We start from the raw sequence: 16,376 nt of genomic DNA on the forward strand, positions 1-16,376 counted from the left end.
GCCATTACGCTCCAATCTGCGGGTTCAGAGCGCCTCCCCCGTTGCCTGGCCAGACGCGTCTCTCGAAGACAACACCGTCGTGGGCCCAGTGGCGCATGCCATCAGGAGCCGGAAAAGACGCCCCTTCGGGCGCGCACAAGCTCGGTGAACCCAAAGATTGAAACGCGACGGCGTGCTAGCGCAACATTAAAAAGCCGTGGCCAATGCAACCTTGACCGCGATCAAGGAGTCCAAGCATCAGTTTGTATCTATTGTCGCGCCCTATCTCGAAAGAGGTATTGGGGAGTAGAATCGCAAGCGTATGATTTATCCGAGGTCGCGACTGCCACGGCGATAACCGAAGGGACTCGAAAGCACCGCCGAAGCGGTTCGAGGTACACCTATCGAGGACATATGCAGAACTCAATTACCCAGTCCCTGATCTTCCGCGCCGGGGTTACCATGGGCGGCATCGTCATACTGGCGCTAACAAGCATGCTAGGGTCGATCATCATCGCCGAAACCGCCCGCGACGACGCTGCTGCCATCAATCACGCCGGCTCGCTGCGGATGCAATCTTACCGCATCGCCGCCAGGCTGCCGGATGCCGAACCGCAACAGATCGAGCAATACGCCGAGCAGTTTGAGGCCACTTTAGATAGCCCCGCCATCAGAGGCCTGGTTCCCGCCTCCCAACGCCATGACGTTAATGCCAGCTACGAGCGGTTACGCAAACGCTGGGAGGAAGAGCTGCGCCCGCTAGCGTCCTTGGCTGCCACCGGCTCGACCGCAGCTATCTCAGCCTATAATGAGGGGGTATCTGACTTTGCCACCGAGGTGGATGGATTCGTCACCCTGCTGCAACGCGAAGCCGAAGCACGCTTACAACTGCTGCGCCTTATACAAGGGGCAACACTGTTCATGACGCTGGCTTTGGTGTTTCTGGCGATGTATAAGCTGGTCACCGACGTCGTACCCCCTCTGCGTGCCCTGTTCCAGGTGGTCAATCAAGTGCGGCGAGCCGACTTTAGCGGCCGGACGACGTACGAAGGCGGCGACGAGCTCGGTTTGCTCTCGCGCACCATCAACCAGATGAACGATAGTCTGTCACGGATGTACGCAGAGCTAGAACAGCGGGTGGAGGACAAAACCGCCGCCCTCAAGCGCAGCAACGAATCGCTGCGACTTATGTATCAGGCCGCCCGTCAGCTCAACGGCGAACCTGCCTCCAGCCATACCTATCGCAGCGTCCTGGAACAGATGGAACAGGTAACCGGCCTAGGGCCGATCACACTGTGTCTATCCCACGAGGAAGCCGACCGAGCCTATCAGCGCATCTCGACCCTAAACGAGCGTCAACCCGGCTTCTGTCAGGCGCCGGAATGCGGCGACTGTTTCCAAGGCATACGCGGCCGTATGCACGTGCGCACGGTACCGGTAGGCGAATCCGATCACCGTTACGGCGTCTTACTGGTCCAATATCCGCCCGACCGCCAACCTCAACGCTGGCAACTGGAACTGGTGGAAACGGTAGCCGGCCATATAGCCACGGCATTGACCCTATCCCGCCGTCATGAGGAACAGCGCCGCCTCGCACTGATGGACGAGCGGGCGGTCATCGCCCGCGAGCTGCATGACTCGCTGGCACAAGCGCTGTCGTACCTGAAGATACAGGTGACACGGCTCCAGACCCTGATCCGCAATCAGGCGCCGGCCGAGGACAAACAGGCCGTCATCGACGAACTGCGCGAGGGCCTCAACTCCGCCTATCGCCAGTTGCGCGAACTCCTCACTACCTTCCGCCTAAAGATGGACCAACCGGGGCTTGAGCCAGCCCTACAAGGCACGGTGCGCGAATTCTCCAAGCGCGGCGAACTGGAGATACAGCTTGAGTACGATCTCAAGCACTGCCCGCTCACCCCGAACGAGGAAATCCACACCCTGCAGGTCGTGCGCGAAGCCTTAGCCAACGTCGTGCACCATGCGCGGGCACGCACCTGCGACGTGCAACTGCACACCGACGCCCACGGCCGCGTCGTCGTGCGCGTAAGCGATGACGGGGTCGGACTACCGGAGGATTGGCAACGCCGTACCAATCACTACGGCAGCACCATTATGCAGGAGCGCGCGGACGGCCTGGGCGGCACCCTCAGCCTGGCACGACGCCAAGAAGGCGGCACCGAGGTAAAACTGACTTTCACCCCGGCCGCCAGCGAGGAAGATACCACCACGTTACTGACAGGCAACTAATGACAAACACACAAATTCTGATAGTCGACGATCACCCCCTGTTCCGGCGCGGCGTCCGTCAACTGCTGGAAATGGACCCGGAATTGACCATCGCCGGCGAGGCCAGCGGCGGCAAGGAAGCGATCGCCCTCGCTTCCGAACTGGACCCGGACCTGATTCTGCTTGACCTAAACATGGCCCAAATCGACGGCCTCGAAGTCCTCCGAGCGATCCGCGACAACGGCATCACCTGCCGCATCGTCATGCTAACGGTGTCGGATGCTAACGAAGACGTCGTTACCGCGCTACGCGCCGGGGCAGACGGTTACCTGCTCAAGGACATGGAACCGGAAGACCTGCTGGCGCGCATCCAGGAAGCCGCCGCCGGCAAGATGGTCATCAGCCCGCAGCTGGCCAGCGTATTGGCCGGCGTCGTCAGCGGCCGGGCCGAATCGGCCGCCGGCCAGAATGCATTGACCGCGCGCGAGCGACAAATCCTAGCCTGCCTAGCCGAAGGGCTGAGCAACAAGATGGTGGCGCGCAAACTGGACATTACCGAAGGCACGGTCAAGGTTCATGTCAAGAACCTGCTGAAAAAGCTCAACCTACGCTCGCGCGTGGAAGCAGCGGTATGGGCGGTCAATAACGGCATCGGCTAGGCGAGGCAATACGGGGCCGCGCCCCTCGAGCCAAACCGGTCGACTACGCTCCCCTGCGCAACCCGCCCGCAGGGGCCGCTTGGCACACTCGCCGGATGGCCGCCCACACTTGACTCGCATCAAGAAAGTAGACCGCCGCTTCACGGATAATGCGGATAATACGCGGTGGCAGAATAACCGCCGCAGCCTTTATCGAAATAGCTGGAGCGGCTATGCATACAGCCACACATATCGCGGAGCAGTTGCAGTCGCACTACCTGTTTTCGCACCTGTCTCCTACCAAACTCAATCAATTGACCAAGCGGGTCCGCCTCATCCACTTAGAACGCGGCGAGCGCCTGTTCAACCATAACGAGCCTGCCGAGCGTTTCTTCCTCCTGGTAAAAGGCCTAGTAAAGCTTTTTCGCAGCAATGCTGCTGGGGAAGAAAAAGTTGTCGATGTGATTCAACCGAACAAAACCTTCGCCGAAGCGGTTATGTTCATGGAACAACGCAGCTATCCGGTGTCGGCGGAAGCATTACAAAAAACGCAATTGCTCGCGATTCCCAACCAGGTTTACTTACAGCTGTTGAAAGACGACCATCAAAGCTGCCTGCGCTTACTGGGCAATTTGAGTCAGCGGCTGCACCGGCGCCTAACCGAAATCGAAGATCTGACACTCCAGAGCGCGACGAATCGACTGGCACGCTACCTCCTAAGGTTAATCCCAGAGGATGCCGATAACGGTACATGCTTGCGCTTACCGGCCCCGAAACAGGTTATCGCCTCGAAACTCGCCATCGAACCGGAAACCTTTTCCCGCGCGCTGAAAAAACTTAGTAGCGCCGAATTGATCCGGGTGGAAACGGCAACCGTGATTATTCTCGACGTGCAAGGGCTGTATGGACAAGCTTCGCAGTAGGCAGATCCGCTACCTATAAAAACGACGCGAGTACCCCTTAATAGGGATCGGCTAGGCTGCGGCGCTAGGTTAAGATAAAATTAATGAAATCCGGCTTCGGGAGAGCGTTATGCCACAAGTCACTCCGTTACGTCAGCAACGCACCAATTGCAGCGATTGCCGCCTGGCCACCCTCTGCCTGCCGGAGAACCTCGACGATGTCGCAGTCAACGACCTTGACGGCATTATCAAGCGGCCGCGCCCTTTAGACCGAGGCGCCCCCCTCTTCCATAGCGGCGGCGATTTCCGTGCCATCTACGCCATCCGCACCGGTGCTGTCAAAACCTCGCGCCTGCTCCCCAACGGCGACGAATTCGTCTCCGGCTTTTACTTGCCTGGCGAAGTCATCGGCCTCGATGCGATTAACTACAACAACCACCCGACCACTGCGGTAGCGTTAGAAACCACCAGCGTCTGCGAAGTACCCTTCTCGGATTTGGAAAAGCTAAGCCTCAACCGGCCTGCGCTACAACGCCATATGATGCGCATCATGAGCCGGGAATTAGCGACCGAACAAACGCTGAACCAAGTGTTGGTCCACCGCTCCGCCGAACAGCGCCTGGCGGTAGTCCTCGTCTCCCTCTCGGACCGGTTCGGCAATCGCGGTTTGTCGCCAAAGCGCTTCCGCCTGCCGATGTCGCGTCACGAATTAGGTAATTATCTAGGCTTGGCGCCGGAGACCATGAGCCGCATCTTCCGCCGCTTGGAAAAACAAGAATTAGTGTGCACCGACGGCCGCGACATCACCCTGCTCAACCAAACCGAGCTGCGTCTATTGGCCCACGGCGAGTCGGAAGTACCGCTACGCAGCGGCCGCGCTTAAGCGCATTCCCTGCCCGGACCGGCTGTCGCCGCTGCGATAGCCGGCCCCCGCCCCTACTTGACGATCATCAAGTCGCTTACCGCATACATTCCCTATAGTCAGCGCTGGATAAAAATGACAAACGGGAGCGGGAGTGCAGTTACGCGACCACGTCAACACGTTCGGCGCGGCCATGGAGCGCCGCCACGGCCACAAGCTTCATAAGCTCAGCCTGCACGCAGGATTTACCTGCCCCACCATCGATGGCAGCAAAGGCTGGGGCGGCTGTAGCTTCTGTAACAATGCCTCCTTCAATCCCAACGGGCGACGCCCCCTTCCGTGGCGGAACAAATAGCGGCAGGCAAAGCGGTCATCGCCCGTCGCACCGGGGCCCAACGCTACCTCGCCTACTTTCAGGCATATACCAACACCTACGATGACGCCGAACGGCTGCGACAGCTCTACGACGACGCCCTCTCCCAACCGCAGGTCGTCGGCCTCTCCATCGGCACGCGTCCAGATTGCCTTCCCGATGCCGTACTCGCCCTGCTAGCCGACTATCAGCAGCAGGGCTACGAAATCTGGCTCGAACTCGGTCTCCAGTCAGCCTTCGACGACAGCCTACGGCGCGTCAATCGCGGCCACGGCTTTGCCGAATACCAAGACGCCGTACGCCGTACGCACGCCCATAACTTGCAGCTTTGCACGCATCTTATCGTCGGCCTGCCGGGCGAAACCGCCGCCCATAACCGGGAAAGCCTGCAACGCGTCCTCGACCTCGGCACCCACGGTTTGAAGTTACACCCCCTGCATGTGGTTAAAAACACGCTGCTCGCCAAACAATGGAAACGCGGGGAGTATCAGGCACTCACCTGCACCGATTACATCGCCATCGCCGGCGATTTAGTAAGACGCACACCGCAGGAAGTGATCTTCCATCGCCTCACCGCCACGGCCTCACCCGAGCTGTTATTGGCACCCGAGTGGTGTGCTCGCAAGTGGGCGGTACTGAACGCATTAAGCCGCAACCTGGCCCGCTACGGCGGTCAAGCCGCACAGCTAGATTAGGAGCTATCTATGGACTTAGTTTGCCCTGCCGGCAATCTGCCTGCGCTCAAAGCCGCGGTCGACAACGGCGCTTCCGCCGTATACATCGGCCTGCGCGACGACACCAACGCGCGCCATTTCGCCGGCCTCAACTTCAACGAACAACGTGCCGCCGAAGGCATTCGCTACGCCCGCGAGCGCGGCACCAAAGTCTTCTTCGCCATCAACACCTATCCTCAAAGCCACGGTTGGCGGCGTTGGCAAAAGCGGTCGACAGCGCCCATACGCTGGGAGTAGACGCCTTGATCGTGGCTGACATCGGCGTCCTCGGCTACGCTGCCGACCACTACCCCGAGCTGCCGCTGCACCTGTCCGTGCAAGCATCGGCCACCAACCTGGCGGCCTTAGAGTTCTACCACCAGCAATTCGGCATTCGCCGCGCCGTACTGCCCCGTGTCCTCTCTCTGGCCCAAGTCAAAGCGCTCGCCGAAGAAACCCCGGTAGACCTCGAAGTCTTCGGCTTCGGCTCGCTGTGCATCATGGCAGAGGGCCGTTGCACCCTGTCTTCCTACGTCACCGGCGAATCGCCGAATAGTGCCGGCGTGTGCTCGCCGGCCAAAGCCGTTCGCTGGCAGGAAACCGAGCAAGGCTTGGAGTCGCGCCTCAACGGCGTGCTTATCGACCGCTTCGGTGCCGAGGAAAACGCCGGCTACCCCACCCTCTGCAAAGGCCGCTTTCAGGTCGAAGGCCAGACTTACCACGCGTTAGAGGAACCGACCAGCCTCAACACTTTGGAACTACTGCCCGAGCTACACCGCATCGGCATCGGCGCCATCAAGCTCGAAGGCCGCCAGCGCAGCCCGGCCTATGTCGCCCGCGTCACCGCCGTCTGGCGTGCCGCCATCGACGCCTGCTTACGGCGACCGGACGGTTTCAGTGCCCAGCGCGACTGGCAGGACACGCTCGCCAGCGTTTCCGAAGGCAGTCAAACCACGCTCGGCGCCTACCACCGCCCTTGGCAATGAAGAATCGAGGAGTCCCTAACATGCGCATCTCTCTAGGCCCCGTACTCTACTACTGGCCGCGAGAAACCCTGGCCGACTTCTACGACCGCGCCAAATCCTGGCCGGCGGACATCGTCTACCTCGGCGAGACTGTCTGCGCCAAACGGCGTCCCTTTCGCACGGCCGAATGGATCGAGCTAGCTCGCGAGCTGGCCGCTGACGGCAAGGAAACCGTCTTATCGACGCTGACATTGATCGAAGCCCGTTCCGAACTCGGCGTTGTCAAACGCCTCTGCACCAACAAAGAGATTCGCGTCGAAGCGAACGATATTGGCGCCGTTCAATTATTAGCCGAGCGCGGCATCCCGTTCGTCACCGGCCCCGCCATCAACATCTACAACGCCCACACCTTAGCCCGCTTACGCAAACTCGGGCTACGGCGCTGGGTCATGCCCACCGAAATGTCCCGCGACGCCTTAGCGAACCTACTCGCCCACGCGCAGGAGCTGGGCATCGACGATATCGAGACGGAGGTTTTCAGCTACGGCCGTCTGGCCTTAGCCTATTCCGCACGCTGCTTCACGGCTCGCCACCACAACCTACCGAAGGACAAATGCGACCTACGCTGCATCGATAACCCAGAAGGTATCCCCCTGAAAACCCAGGAAGGCAAACCGTTCCTGACCATCAACGGGATTCAAACGCAATCGGGCGAGGTGTACGACTTACGCGACGAATGGCAGGCGATGGCAACGCTAGGCGTCGACATCATGCGGGTAAGCCCCCGACCGGAGATGACCGGCACGATCCTCGAAGACCTCCGCCGCCGCCTCGACGGCCAACCGACGGCAGCGCTTGCCGAGCCTTGCAACGGCTATTGGCACGGTGCCGAGGGTATGCGCCATATCGGCGCCGCGGCGCCCTAAACGAACAGGCCGGAGGACACACCGGCTTGCCGGAATAACGAAAATAACGGGGCCGAACCCGGCGCCCGGACGCTACTCCGATTCTTACTTCTTACCCACCCAATCCGCTCCCCGCTCGACGCCCCAGCGCAGCGGCAGCGGCAATACATCCAGCTCTAAGCTATCCATCAGATTCTTCACGTACAGCCCAAGCTCGGTATCGCCTTCCAGCCTTAAACGACGCTGGAAGAATAAGGTGTCCGGGTCTTCTCGACGGGCTGCCAGCAACAACAGGTCGCTGCTGTTGCCGCCGATAGTCACATCCGCCTCGCCGCCGACCAAGGTAAGGCGCCCCTGCGGCGACAGGCTAAACTGCCACTGGAGTTGTAAATCGTCGACGCAAACCCGCAAGCAGCGCCCCTCCAGAAAGTCGAGTTCGCCTTCGCTCAACGGCTGCCGCAAGCTGCTGTTAAGAACCTGCAGAAAGGCACAGTTCAGCAACGGCTTAGGCAAGAAGCGAATCGGTGCCAATACAAGATTCGGTATCGCACCGGTTAGTCCTAATGGCATAGCTATCCTCCAGTCGGTCAATTTCGCGGCATCACCGGCAACGTGTCGAAAGCACGCACCGTGCGCCGATAACGCAACAGCGCCGCCACAACGTTCCACCCCAGCAGCGCAAAGGCGGCCGCCAGTAAGCTCAAGGCCACGGCCTGCCATATCGCCGGCAGCCAGAGGCTGATCGGCAGCAAACAAACGGCCGCTGCATGCAAGCCAAGTTGCCACCAGACCCACGCCGGCGGCACGATGTCGTACATGCTCGGCAAGCGGCGTAGGGCGATACGATTGGCCAGGTAACGTTGCTGCAAATGCAGCCACACCAGAAAGCCGACAATCTTGTGCAGCATGCCGGCGATCACGGTGGTCACAAAGCCCAGTAACACCATCACGCCCAACGGAACGCTCACATCCAGCACCGCTCCGCTCCACAGGGCGAACAGCGCCAGCGCACAGGCAGCGATGAGTTGAAAGTAAGCGAGGTACCAGTAGTACACGGTAGGGTCGCGGCGGCGCCGGCGCGCGTCGTAACAGGGAGAGACTTAGCAACGCATAGGCGATGGCGGCCCCTAAACTAACGCTCACCCCCAGCTCGGCGAGCAACCGAGGGAGGCCTATGGCGGGAGCGAGCGTGCCGACGGCAAGCCCGGCAACGATCAGACAAGCAAGCGCGCTCGGCCATCGGCGCGGGTAGGCCGGCGCCACCTGAAACATGGGGATAACCTGTATCGAGACGGCCATAATCAGCAACAACGGCCAGGCGAAGGCGATCCACAGCACGTGGCTATCGGTCCACAGCCGAGCGCCGCCGAATCGTCCGGGCCAGCTATAGCCTAAGGCCAGGTAGATGCCGACCGATAGGCCAAACAATAAACTCAAGAAAGCTAAACGCATAGGAAGTGCGCTGGCGTTACCGGGGGCCGCCATAAAAACGCGAGGCAATAGCCCCCACCCAGCCACCGCCAGCGCTATCAGCAAGAGCGTTACGGCAAGCAGAAACCAGAGCGTTTCGAGCGTCGTAAACCCAAGCGCCAGCCCTATCGTGCCTGCCAGCAACGCGACCATAACGGCCGACCACCGACGCCGCCCAGGGAGGCTGCGACCGAACACGACGGGAACGACCTGCAACAGCGCCCCCACCATAACCGGCAACAAAAAGCCCACTGTAAAAAGGTGCGTCGCCGCGAGCAGCTCCGGCCGCCAACGGCTCTGTAACGACTCGGGCAAACTCCATAAAAGAAACACCGCCGCTATCGACCCGAGCCAGGGCGCAGGGAGGATGAACTGCATCGGCACGGACAGCGGCGGTGTTAAACCAAACGATAACGAGCGCGGCGTCATAAACGCTCCGGCGGCGAATCGGCGGCGTGCCAGATCATTACTTCCACCGGCCGCTGCCGCCCCGGCAAGCTCCGATACCGAAAACCGCGCGCATCCAATTGCGGATACAGCAGGTAAGGCTCGCGGCGGTGCAAAACGCGTAGGTAGTGCCCCGGCGGCAGTTCCTCAAGCGCCCGTAATACCCGCTCCAGCGGCTCCGGCGCCTCCAGCTCGCTCACGTCCAATACACGCACCGGCATTCAGGCCAACGCCTCCGGATCCACCGCTAAGGCGGCGAGAAACTCGGGCGATAACGGAATAGCCCGATCCGCCATCGGGTAGAGCATGTTCTCTTCTTTCATGTTGTGCTGCTGGATAAGAATCATCAGGCTCTCGGCCAACCCGAGAAAGCGCTCGGCATCGGCTTGAAACACCGCGCTTTCCAAATCTTCCAGAAGCCAGCGCATTTGTTCGTGCTCTTGCCGCATCACCGCCGTCGGCCCCGCCGTCATACCGGTCCGGCGCTCGAACTCGGGGAACAAAACCTGCTCTTCCTTCGCCAAATGCGCCTCCAAGCTCTGCTTAAAACGCGCAAAGCAAATGCGTCCGGTATCCCAGTCCGATTCGCTAACGGCAGCCTCGGCGGCGGAAAAATGGGCATCGCAATCGGCGTGTTCTTGGTGCAGGGCACGGGTAATGGTACTCATCAGCGGCGCTCTCCTGAGAAACCCTGAACAACTACCAGAGATTGTTACTGTCTGAACTCAGCGTTGCCTTAACCAAAATCAAAAAGACAGCTATGAAGCTCGCCGGCGGCCAGCTTGCGACTAAACCGGCCGCGGCAGGACGCACAGGCTTGCCAAGTCCGCCAACGATTTGACTGATTTCGATCAATACCTAAACGCGACGCAGGGCTTACAGTAGGCTCCTGGATGGAGGAAGGTTGACCGCCATGAGCGAGAGCGTCCGTTTCGACAAACGACTACTCACTAAGTATGACCAAACAGGGCCGCGCTACACGTCGTACCCGACGGCGCCGCAGTTCGACGAGAGCTTCGGCCCGGAGGCGTACCGTAAAGCCGCGGCTGCGAGCAATGAAGATCTCATTCCCAAGCGTTTATCCGTATACGTACATATCCCTTTCTGCCGCAGCCTTTGCTATTACTGCGCCTGCAACAAGATCATTACCCAGCACCAAGAGAAGGCCGCGCAATACCTTGGCTATTTGAAACGTGAGATTAAGCTACAAGCGCCGCTGTTCGATGTCGACCGGCCGCTCTCTCAGCTTCACCTCGGCGGCGGCACCCCGACCTATTTCGACGATGAGCAATTAGCGGAGCTGATAGCCAGCTTGAGCGAGCAGTTCGTGCTCGACGGCCACAAGCGCCGGGAAGCGTCCATCGAAGTCGACCCGCGGACAGTGAGCCCGGAGCGAATCGCGCTGCTATCCGAACTCGGCTTTAATCGCCTGAGCTTCGGCGTACAAGACTTCGACCCGGTCGTGCAGGCAGCCGTCAACCGCATGCAAACGGTTGAGCAAGTGCAAGAGCTGATGGCCGCCGCGCGGCGCGCACGGTTTCGCTCGATCAGCATCGATCTGATTTACGGCCTGCCGCATCAAACGCCGACAAGTTTCGCCACCACGCTTGAACAGGTTATCGCACTGCGGCCAGACCGGCTCGCTGTCTACAACTATGCCCACCTACCGCAGTTATTTCGGGCACAGCGGCTAATTCATGCGGAAGACCTGCCAAGCGCCGAGCAAAAGCTCGATTTACTGGGCTTGACCATCGAGTCGCTGACGCGTGCCGGTTATGTCCACATCGGTATGGATCACTTCGCGCTGCCGGAGGACGAGCTGACCCAGGCCCAGCGCCAAGGCACCTTGCACCGTAACTTTCAAGGCTACTCCACCCACGCCGACTGCGACTTGATCGGCTTGGGAATGACCTCGATCGGTAAGATTGGCAACACCTACAGCCAAAACGTGCGCGAACTTCCGCGTTACTACCACCGCTTAGAGAATAACGAGCTGCCTGTCTTTAAGGGCTATGTGCTGTCCACCGACGATCGGTTGCGTCGCGATGTCATCAATAAACTGATGTGCCACGGGCGGGTGGATTTCGGGCCATCGAGGAACGTTATCCCATCGTGTTCCGGAATTATTTCGCCGGCGAACTCATGGCCCTCAAGCCCATGCTAGAGGACGGTCTATTGGAAATCGGCGCCGATTATCTTCGCTTACTACCGGCCGGCGAGCTATTGATGCGCAACATCGCCATGGTGTTCGACCGCTACATCGCACAAAGCCAACGCGGCACGTTCTCGCGCACCGTTTAGCGTTTAGGAGCCCTTATGCCGAGTCCTGCTCTCTCTGCCCTTCAACAAGCCGGCGGACCGGTCAACAGCGGTCCGCTGGTCGACCGCTTTGGCCGTAGCAAAAAGAAGCTTCGCTTAAGCCTTACCGACCGCTGTAACTTCCGCTGCGGCTATTGCATGCCGGCCGATCCGGTCTGGCGCCCTAAGGACGAGATCCTCAGCCTGGACGAATTAACGGCTCTGGCGGAACTGTTTGTCGAACGGCTTGGGATCGAGCAGATACGGCTCACCGGCGGCGAGCCCTTGCTGCGGCGCGACATTCTACGCCTGGTAGAAGCGCTCGACACCCTACGGAGCAAGGGGTTGCGGCGTATTTCCCTCACCACCAACGGAACGCTACTGGCGCGTTATGCGCAGTCGCTGAAGCAATACGGCATCGACGATGTTAACGTCAGCCTCGACTCCTTATCTCCCCAGCGCTTCGCGGCCATGACCGGCGGCGGCCAAATAGGGCCGGTACTGGACGGCATATTAGCCGCTCGCGATGCCGGCTTATCCATCAAGCTCAACAGCGTTGTCATTAAAGGCGAGAACGAAGACGAGGTCGTACCGCTGACCGAATGGGCTATGGGCGAGAACATACCGTTACGCTTCATCGAATTCATGCCTTTAGACGGCCGTGGCGCGTGGCGTCCGGAGCGGGTGGTTACGGAAGCGGAGATACTGAACCGAATTCGCGCCTTGCACCGCGCTGCCCTCTTGCCGAGGACGCGCGAACCGGCAACGCGTTATTTGATCGACGATCACTACCCCCTTGGCATCATCTCCACCGTCTCCAATCCATTCTGCGCCAGCTGCGACCGCGTCCGTGTAACAGCCGGGGGCGAACTTTACCCTTGCTTGTTCTCTCCCGTCTGTAGCGATCTCAAACCCTGCCTGCGCGAGGGCTCGCCAACGCAGCTTGAGCAGCGCATTCGGGGGGCGATCTGGCAGAAAGGGCGTGGTTTTTCCGTTACCAGTGCTGCTGTCGCACGTCCCATCAGCATGCATGGGTTAGGCGGATAAGCGTACCGCCTGAGTTTTCGATGGCCGCCTTGCTTGGGTAGGCAACGAAACGTTAAGCACAGGAGATCACCGAGTGGACTTTGCCTATAGCGACCGCGTTGAGGCCCTGCGTAGAGAGCTCGCCACGTTCATGGACCGTTTCATTCTGCCGTACAACGACGAATGGCACCGGGAGACCCGCAGCGGGCGCTATCCGCTTACCTTGCTTAACGATCTAAAAGCGCTCGCCAAAGACGAGCAACTCTGGAATCTGTTTCTCCCCGATTTACCCGAAACCGCGCCAGGGCAGCGCCTGAGCAACCTGGAGTATGCGCCTCTGGCGGAAATCATGGGCCGCATCCCCTGGGCGTCGGAAGCCTTCAACTGTAGCGCGCCGGATAGCGGCAATATGGAGCTGCTGCACCGGTTCGGCAGCGAGGAGCAGAAACAGCGCTGGTTAACGCCCCTGTTCGAAGGCGAGATTCGCTCCTGCTTTGCCATGAGCGAACCGGATACGGCCTCCGCCGACCCGACCAATCTACAAACCTCAATCCGGCGCGAGGGAGACGAATACGTTATCAACGGCCGCAAATGGTTCGTCTCCGGTGCCAATCATCCTCAGTGCCGATTAGTTGTCGTGGTAGGCAACAGCGATCCGGGCGATAAGCAGCCGCCTCATCAACGCCATAGCATGATCCTCGTACCCATGGATAGCGAGGGACTGAACTGCGTGCGGAACATCCCGGTTTTGCAGCACGAGGCGCCGGAAGGCCATTGCGAGCTGGTCTTCCGCAACGTTCGGGTGCCGGCCGAATACCTGCTCGGCGAACTCGGCGGTGGCTTTGCCATGGCTCAGGCGCGGCTTGGCCCTGGGCGAGTACACCATTGCATGCGCTCTATCGGCCAGTGCGAGCTGGCCCTGGAGCTCATGCGGGAGCGGGCCTTAGAGCGCCGCGCGTTCGGTAAGTATTTACATGAATATGCGAACTTAAGCGATTGGATTGCCCAATCGCGGCTCGAAATCGAGCAAGCCCGGCTTTTGGTGTTGCATGCTGCCTGGCTGCTCGATACCGGCGGTAACGAAGCGGCCCGCAGTGCGGTGGCGGGCATCAAGGTTGTAGTTGCGCAGTTACAGACCCGCATCGTCGACCGCGCCATTCAGGTCTTTGGCGCCATGGGCTTATCGCCCGACACACCGCTGAGTTATTTATGGACCTGGGGGCGAGCGTTGCGCATTCTCGACGGGCCGGATGAAGTGCATCTACGGACAGTGGCCCGCGAAGAGATGAAAAAAGCGCGCGAACAGCGCGGCGAAACCATGCCGTATTTCACGTTGCCGGAGAATTTATAGGACAAGGGGGCGAGCTATGCTCGCCCCCTCTTTACAGACTTAGAACTTACCGTAGTAACCTTCTTTCAGCGCATCGAACAAGTTAGCAGCGGTGTGGGTTTCACCGTCGTACTCCACTTCTTCGTTGCCCTTGGCTTCGACCCAGCTACCGTCTTCGAGCTGGAAGCGATACGTCGTGTTTTCCAGATCTTTCTCCTTGACCAGTACGCCCTGGAACGCTTCCGGGTTGAAGCGGAAAGTCGTGCAGCCTTTCAGGCCCTGCCGATACGCGTAGTGGTAGATGTCTTTAAAGTCCTCGTAAGGGTAATCCGTCGGCACGTTGGCCGTCTTGGAGATCGAGGAATCCACCCATTTCTGCGCCGCCGCTTGAATGTCGACGTGCTCCTTCGGCGTAATATCGTCTGCCGTGATGAAATAATCCGGCAGCCCAACCTCGGCCGTGGCGCTTTCGTCGATGAAATGGCGGTAGGCCAACAGCTCCATCGAGTAGACGTTGACCTTTTCCTTGGATTTACGGCCTTCCCGAATCACGTTCCGCGAGTACTGATGGGCAAAACTCGGCTCGATACCGTTGCTGGCATTGTTTGCCAGGCTCAGCGAAATCGTCCCGGTCGGCGCTATCGAGCTATGGTGCGTGAAGCGCACGCCCTTCTTGGCGATCTTCTCAACCAGTTTCTTATCTTCGCTAGCCACCAGCTGCATGTAGCGCGAGTACTTAGCGTGCAATACTTTACCTTTGATCGTATCGCCCGCTTTCAGACCGTCGGCAACCATCTCCGGCCGCTTCGCCAACATCTCGGTGGTCACCGTGAAGTCTTCTTCCATGATCGGCGCCGGACCTTTCTCTTCGGCTAGCTCCAAGCCGGTCCGCCAGCCCACCAAGGCCATGTCTTTCGCCACACGCTCGGTGAACTCCAGCGATTTCGGCTCGCCGTACTTCATACGCAGCATGGTCAACGTCGAACCCAAGCCAAGGAAACCCATGCCGTGGCGGCGCTTGCGCATAATTTCGTTACGCTGTTCTTCCAACGGCAAGCCGTTGATTTCGACAACGTTATCCAGCATCCGGGTAAAGATCGATACAACCTTGGCGTACTCGTCCCAATCGAACCGCGCCTTATCGGTAAACGGGTCGCGGACGAATTTAGTCAGGTTCACCGAGCCCAGCAAGCAGGCGCCATAGGGCGGCAAAGGCTGCTCTCCGCAGGGATTGGTGGCACGGATATCTTCGCAGAACCAGTTATTGTTCATCTCGTTGACACGGTCGATGAGAATGAAACCGGGCTCGGCGAAATCGTAAGTCGAGGTCATGATCATGTCCCACAGGCGGCGAGCCTTCACCACCTTGTAGACACGGCATGCTACCAGCCCTTCCTCGCTGGTCACGTAGCCTTCGTTACTCGGCCATTCGCGCCACACAATCTGGCTCGAATCCTTCAGGTCGACTTCGTCCTCGACAGCCTCTTTCTCGCTCAACGGAAACGCCAGCGGCCAGTCCGCGTCGTCGGCCACCGCCTGCATGAACTCGTCGGTAATCAGCAGGGACAAATTAAACTGCCGCAAACGCCCGTTCTCGCGCTTGGCGCGGATAAAGTCCATCACATCCGGGTGACCGACATCGAATGTCGCCATCTGCGCGCCGCGACGTCCGCCGGCGCTAGAGACGGTAAAACACATTCGGTCGTAGATATCCATGAAGGAGAGCGCGCCGGACGTATAGGCACCGGCACCGGAGACATAAGCACCGCGCGGACGCAGCGTGGAGAACTCATAACCGATACCGCATCCGGCCTTCAGCGTAAGCCCTGCCTCATGCACTTTGCCAAGGATGTCGTCCATCGAGTCTCCGATGGTGCCTGAGACGGTGCAGTTAATGGTCGAGGTTGCCGGCTTGTGCTGCTGAGCACCCGCGTTCGAGGTAATACGACCTGCCGGAATAGCACCGTGGCGGAGCGCCCACAGAAACTGCTGGTACCATTCTTCCCGCTTTTCTTTGGTCTCCTCGGCATCGGCCAAGGCACGAGCAACACGCTTGAAGGTGTCGTCCATGGTCTTGTCGATAACCTCACCGTCCTTTGCCTTCAAACGGTATTTTTTATCCCAGATATCCAGGGACGCATCCTGAACCGGGATTTCGGCGACATCATTACTCACCACGCGCACCTTGGCTGCGGTCGTCATATACAGCTCCCCTCCGATAGAACAGCGACGGAAAACT

General features: G+C 59.5%; 14 protein-coding genes and 2 pseudogenes. 11 read left to right on the forward strand and 5 right to left on the reverse strand.

Annotation, left to right across the window (positions count from 1 at the left end; genetic code table 11):
• Positions 1 to 393 precede the first annotated feature (393 nt).
• The 8 genes and pseudogenes from CAI21_RS09045 (at position 394) to CAI21_RS09075 (ending at position 7,587) form a co-directional block, all read left to right on the forward strand.
• On the forward strand, positions 394 to 2,229 hold the full coding sequence (locus CAI21_RS09045; RefSeq protein WP_116301989.1) for a type IV pili methyl-accepting chemotaxis transducer N-terminal domain-containing protein: 1,836 nt from the start codon (positions 394 to 396) through the stop codon (positions 2,227 to 2,229).
• Positions 2,229 to 2,867: a two-component system response regulator NarL gene (narL, locus tag CAI21_RS09050; protein ID WP_116301990.1), complete on the forward strand. Its 639-nt coding sequence runs from the start codon at positions 2,229 to 2,231 to the stop codon at positions 2,865 to 2,867. Before CAI21_RS09045 ends, narL begins: the two co-directional genes overlap by 1 nt.
• 212 nt (positions 2,868 to 3,079) lie before the next feature.
• Positions 3,080 to 3,769, forward strand: coding sequence for a Crp/Fnr family transcriptional regulator (locus tag CAI21_RS09055; RefSeq protein WP_181919343.1), 690 nt, complete (start codon positions 3,080 to 3,082; stop codon positions 3,767 to 3,769).
• 109 nt (positions 3,770 to 3,878) lie between these two features.
• Positions 3,879 to 4,631 carry a fumarate/nitrate reduction transcriptional regulator Fnr gene (gene fnr, locus CAI21_RS09060; protein ID WP_116301992.1) on the forward strand — a complete coding sequence of 251 codons (753 nt, stop codon included), beginning with the start codon at positions 3,879 to 3,881 and terminating at the stop codon, positions 4,629 to 4,631.
• Between the two features lie 133 nt (positions 4,632 to 4,764).
• Positions 4,765 to 4,965, forward strand: a complete 201-nt coding sequence (locus CAI21_RS25555; protein WP_309544685.1) for a hypothetical protein — start codon at positions 4,765 to 4,767, stop codon at positions 4,963 to 4,965.
• On the forward strand, positions 4,950 to 5,678 hold the full coding sequence (gene mnmL / locus CAI21_RS09065) for a tRNA modification radical SAM protein MnmL/YtqA (protein WP_309544686.1): 729 nt from the start codon (positions 4,950 to 4,952) through the stop codon (positions 5,676 to 5,678). The genes CAI21_RS25555 and mnmL overlap by 16 nt, the downstream gene beginning before the upstream one ends.
• A gap of 9 nt (positions 5,679 to 5,687) precedes the next feature.
• Positions 5,688 to 6,682: pseudogene (gene ubiU, locus CAI21_RS09070) on the forward strand (ubiquinone anaerobic biosynthesis protein UbiU).
• 20 nt (positions 6,683 to 6,702) lie between these two features.
• Positions 6,703 to 7,587, forward strand: coding sequence for a U32 family peptidase (locus CAI21_RS09075; protein WP_116301993.1), 885 nt, complete (start codon positions 6,703 to 6,705; stop codon positions 7,585 to 7,587).
• 84 nt (positions 7,588 to 7,671) lie between these two features.
• On the opposite strand, the gene ubiT is transcribed toward CAI21_RS09075, so the two are convergent.
• The 4 genes from ubiT to CAI21_RS09095 all read right to left on the reverse strand — a co-directional run bounded on the left by ubiT (position 7,672) and on the right by CAI21_RS09095 (position 10,151).
• On the reverse strand, positions 7,672 to 8,136 hold the full coding sequence (ubiT, locus tag CAI21_RS09080) for a ubiquinone anaerobic biosynthesis accessory factor UbiT (protein ID WP_116301994.1): 465 nt from the start codon (positions 8,134 to 8,136) through the stop codon (positions 7,672 to 7,674).
• A gap of 17 nt (positions 8,137 to 8,153) precedes the next feature.
• Positions 8,154 to 8,621 (reverse strand): hypothetical protein, encoded by a 468-nt coding sequence (locus CAI21_RS09085; protein ID WP_116301995.1) that lies wholly within the window; start codon positions 8,619 to 8,621, stop codon positions 8,154 to 8,156.
• A gap of 840 nt (positions 8,622 to 9,461) precedes the next feature.
• Positions 9,462 to 9,704 carry a DUF2249 domain-containing protein gene (locus CAI21_RS09090; RefSeq protein ID WP_116301996.1) on the reverse strand — a complete coding sequence of 81 codons (243 nt, stop codon included), beginning with the start codon at positions 9,702 to 9,704 and terminating at the stop codon, positions 9,462 to 9,464.
• Positions 9,705 to 10,151: a hemerythrin domain-containing protein gene (locus CAI21_RS09095; protein ID WP_116301997.1), complete on the reverse strand. Its 447-nt coding sequence runs from the start codon at positions 10,149 to 10,151 to the stop codon at positions 9,705 to 9,707.
• 245 nt (positions 10,152 to 10,396) lie between these two features.
• Between CAI21_RS09095 and hemN the strand changes: the two are divergent.
• From hemN to CAI21_RS09110, 3 genes and pseudogenes are all read left to right on the forward strand, one after another.
• Positions 10,397 to 11,784 (forward strand): annotated as a pseudogene (gene hemN, locus CAI21_RS09100) (oxygen-independent coproporphyrinogen III oxidase).
• Between the two features lie 15 nt (positions 11,785 to 11,799).
• Complete coding sequence (gene moaA, locus CAI21_RS09105) at positions 11,800 to 12,828, forward strand: GTP 3',8-cyclase MoaA (protein WP_116301998.1); 1,029 nt, start codon at positions 11,800 to 11,802, stop codon at positions 12,826 to 12,828.
• Between the two features lie 73 nt (positions 12,829 to 12,901).
• Positions 12,902 to 14,158 carry an acyl-CoA dehydrogenase family protein gene (locus tag CAI21_RS09110; RefSeq protein WP_116301999.1) on the forward strand — a complete coding sequence of 419 codons (1,257 nt, stop codon included), beginning with the start codon at positions 12,902 to 12,904 and terminating at the stop codon, positions 14,156 to 14,158.
• Between the two features lie 39 nt (positions 14,159 to 14,197).
• Here the strand turns inward: CAI21_RS09110 and CAI21_RS09115 are convergent, their stop codons facing one another.
• A complete protein-coding gene (locus tag CAI21_RS09115; protein WP_116302000.1) occupies positions 14,198 to 16,339 on the reverse strand; it encodes an adenosylcobalamin-dependent ribonucleoside-diphosphate reductase in 2,142 nt (713 codons plus the stop codon).
• Between the last annotated feature and the right edge of the window lie 37 nt (positions 16,340 to 16,376).

The sequence above is a fragment of the Alkalilimnicola ehrlichii genome (assembly GCF_003399765.1).
Classification (GTDB): Bacteria; Pseudomonadota; Gammaproteobacteria; order Nitrococcales; family AK92; genus AK92.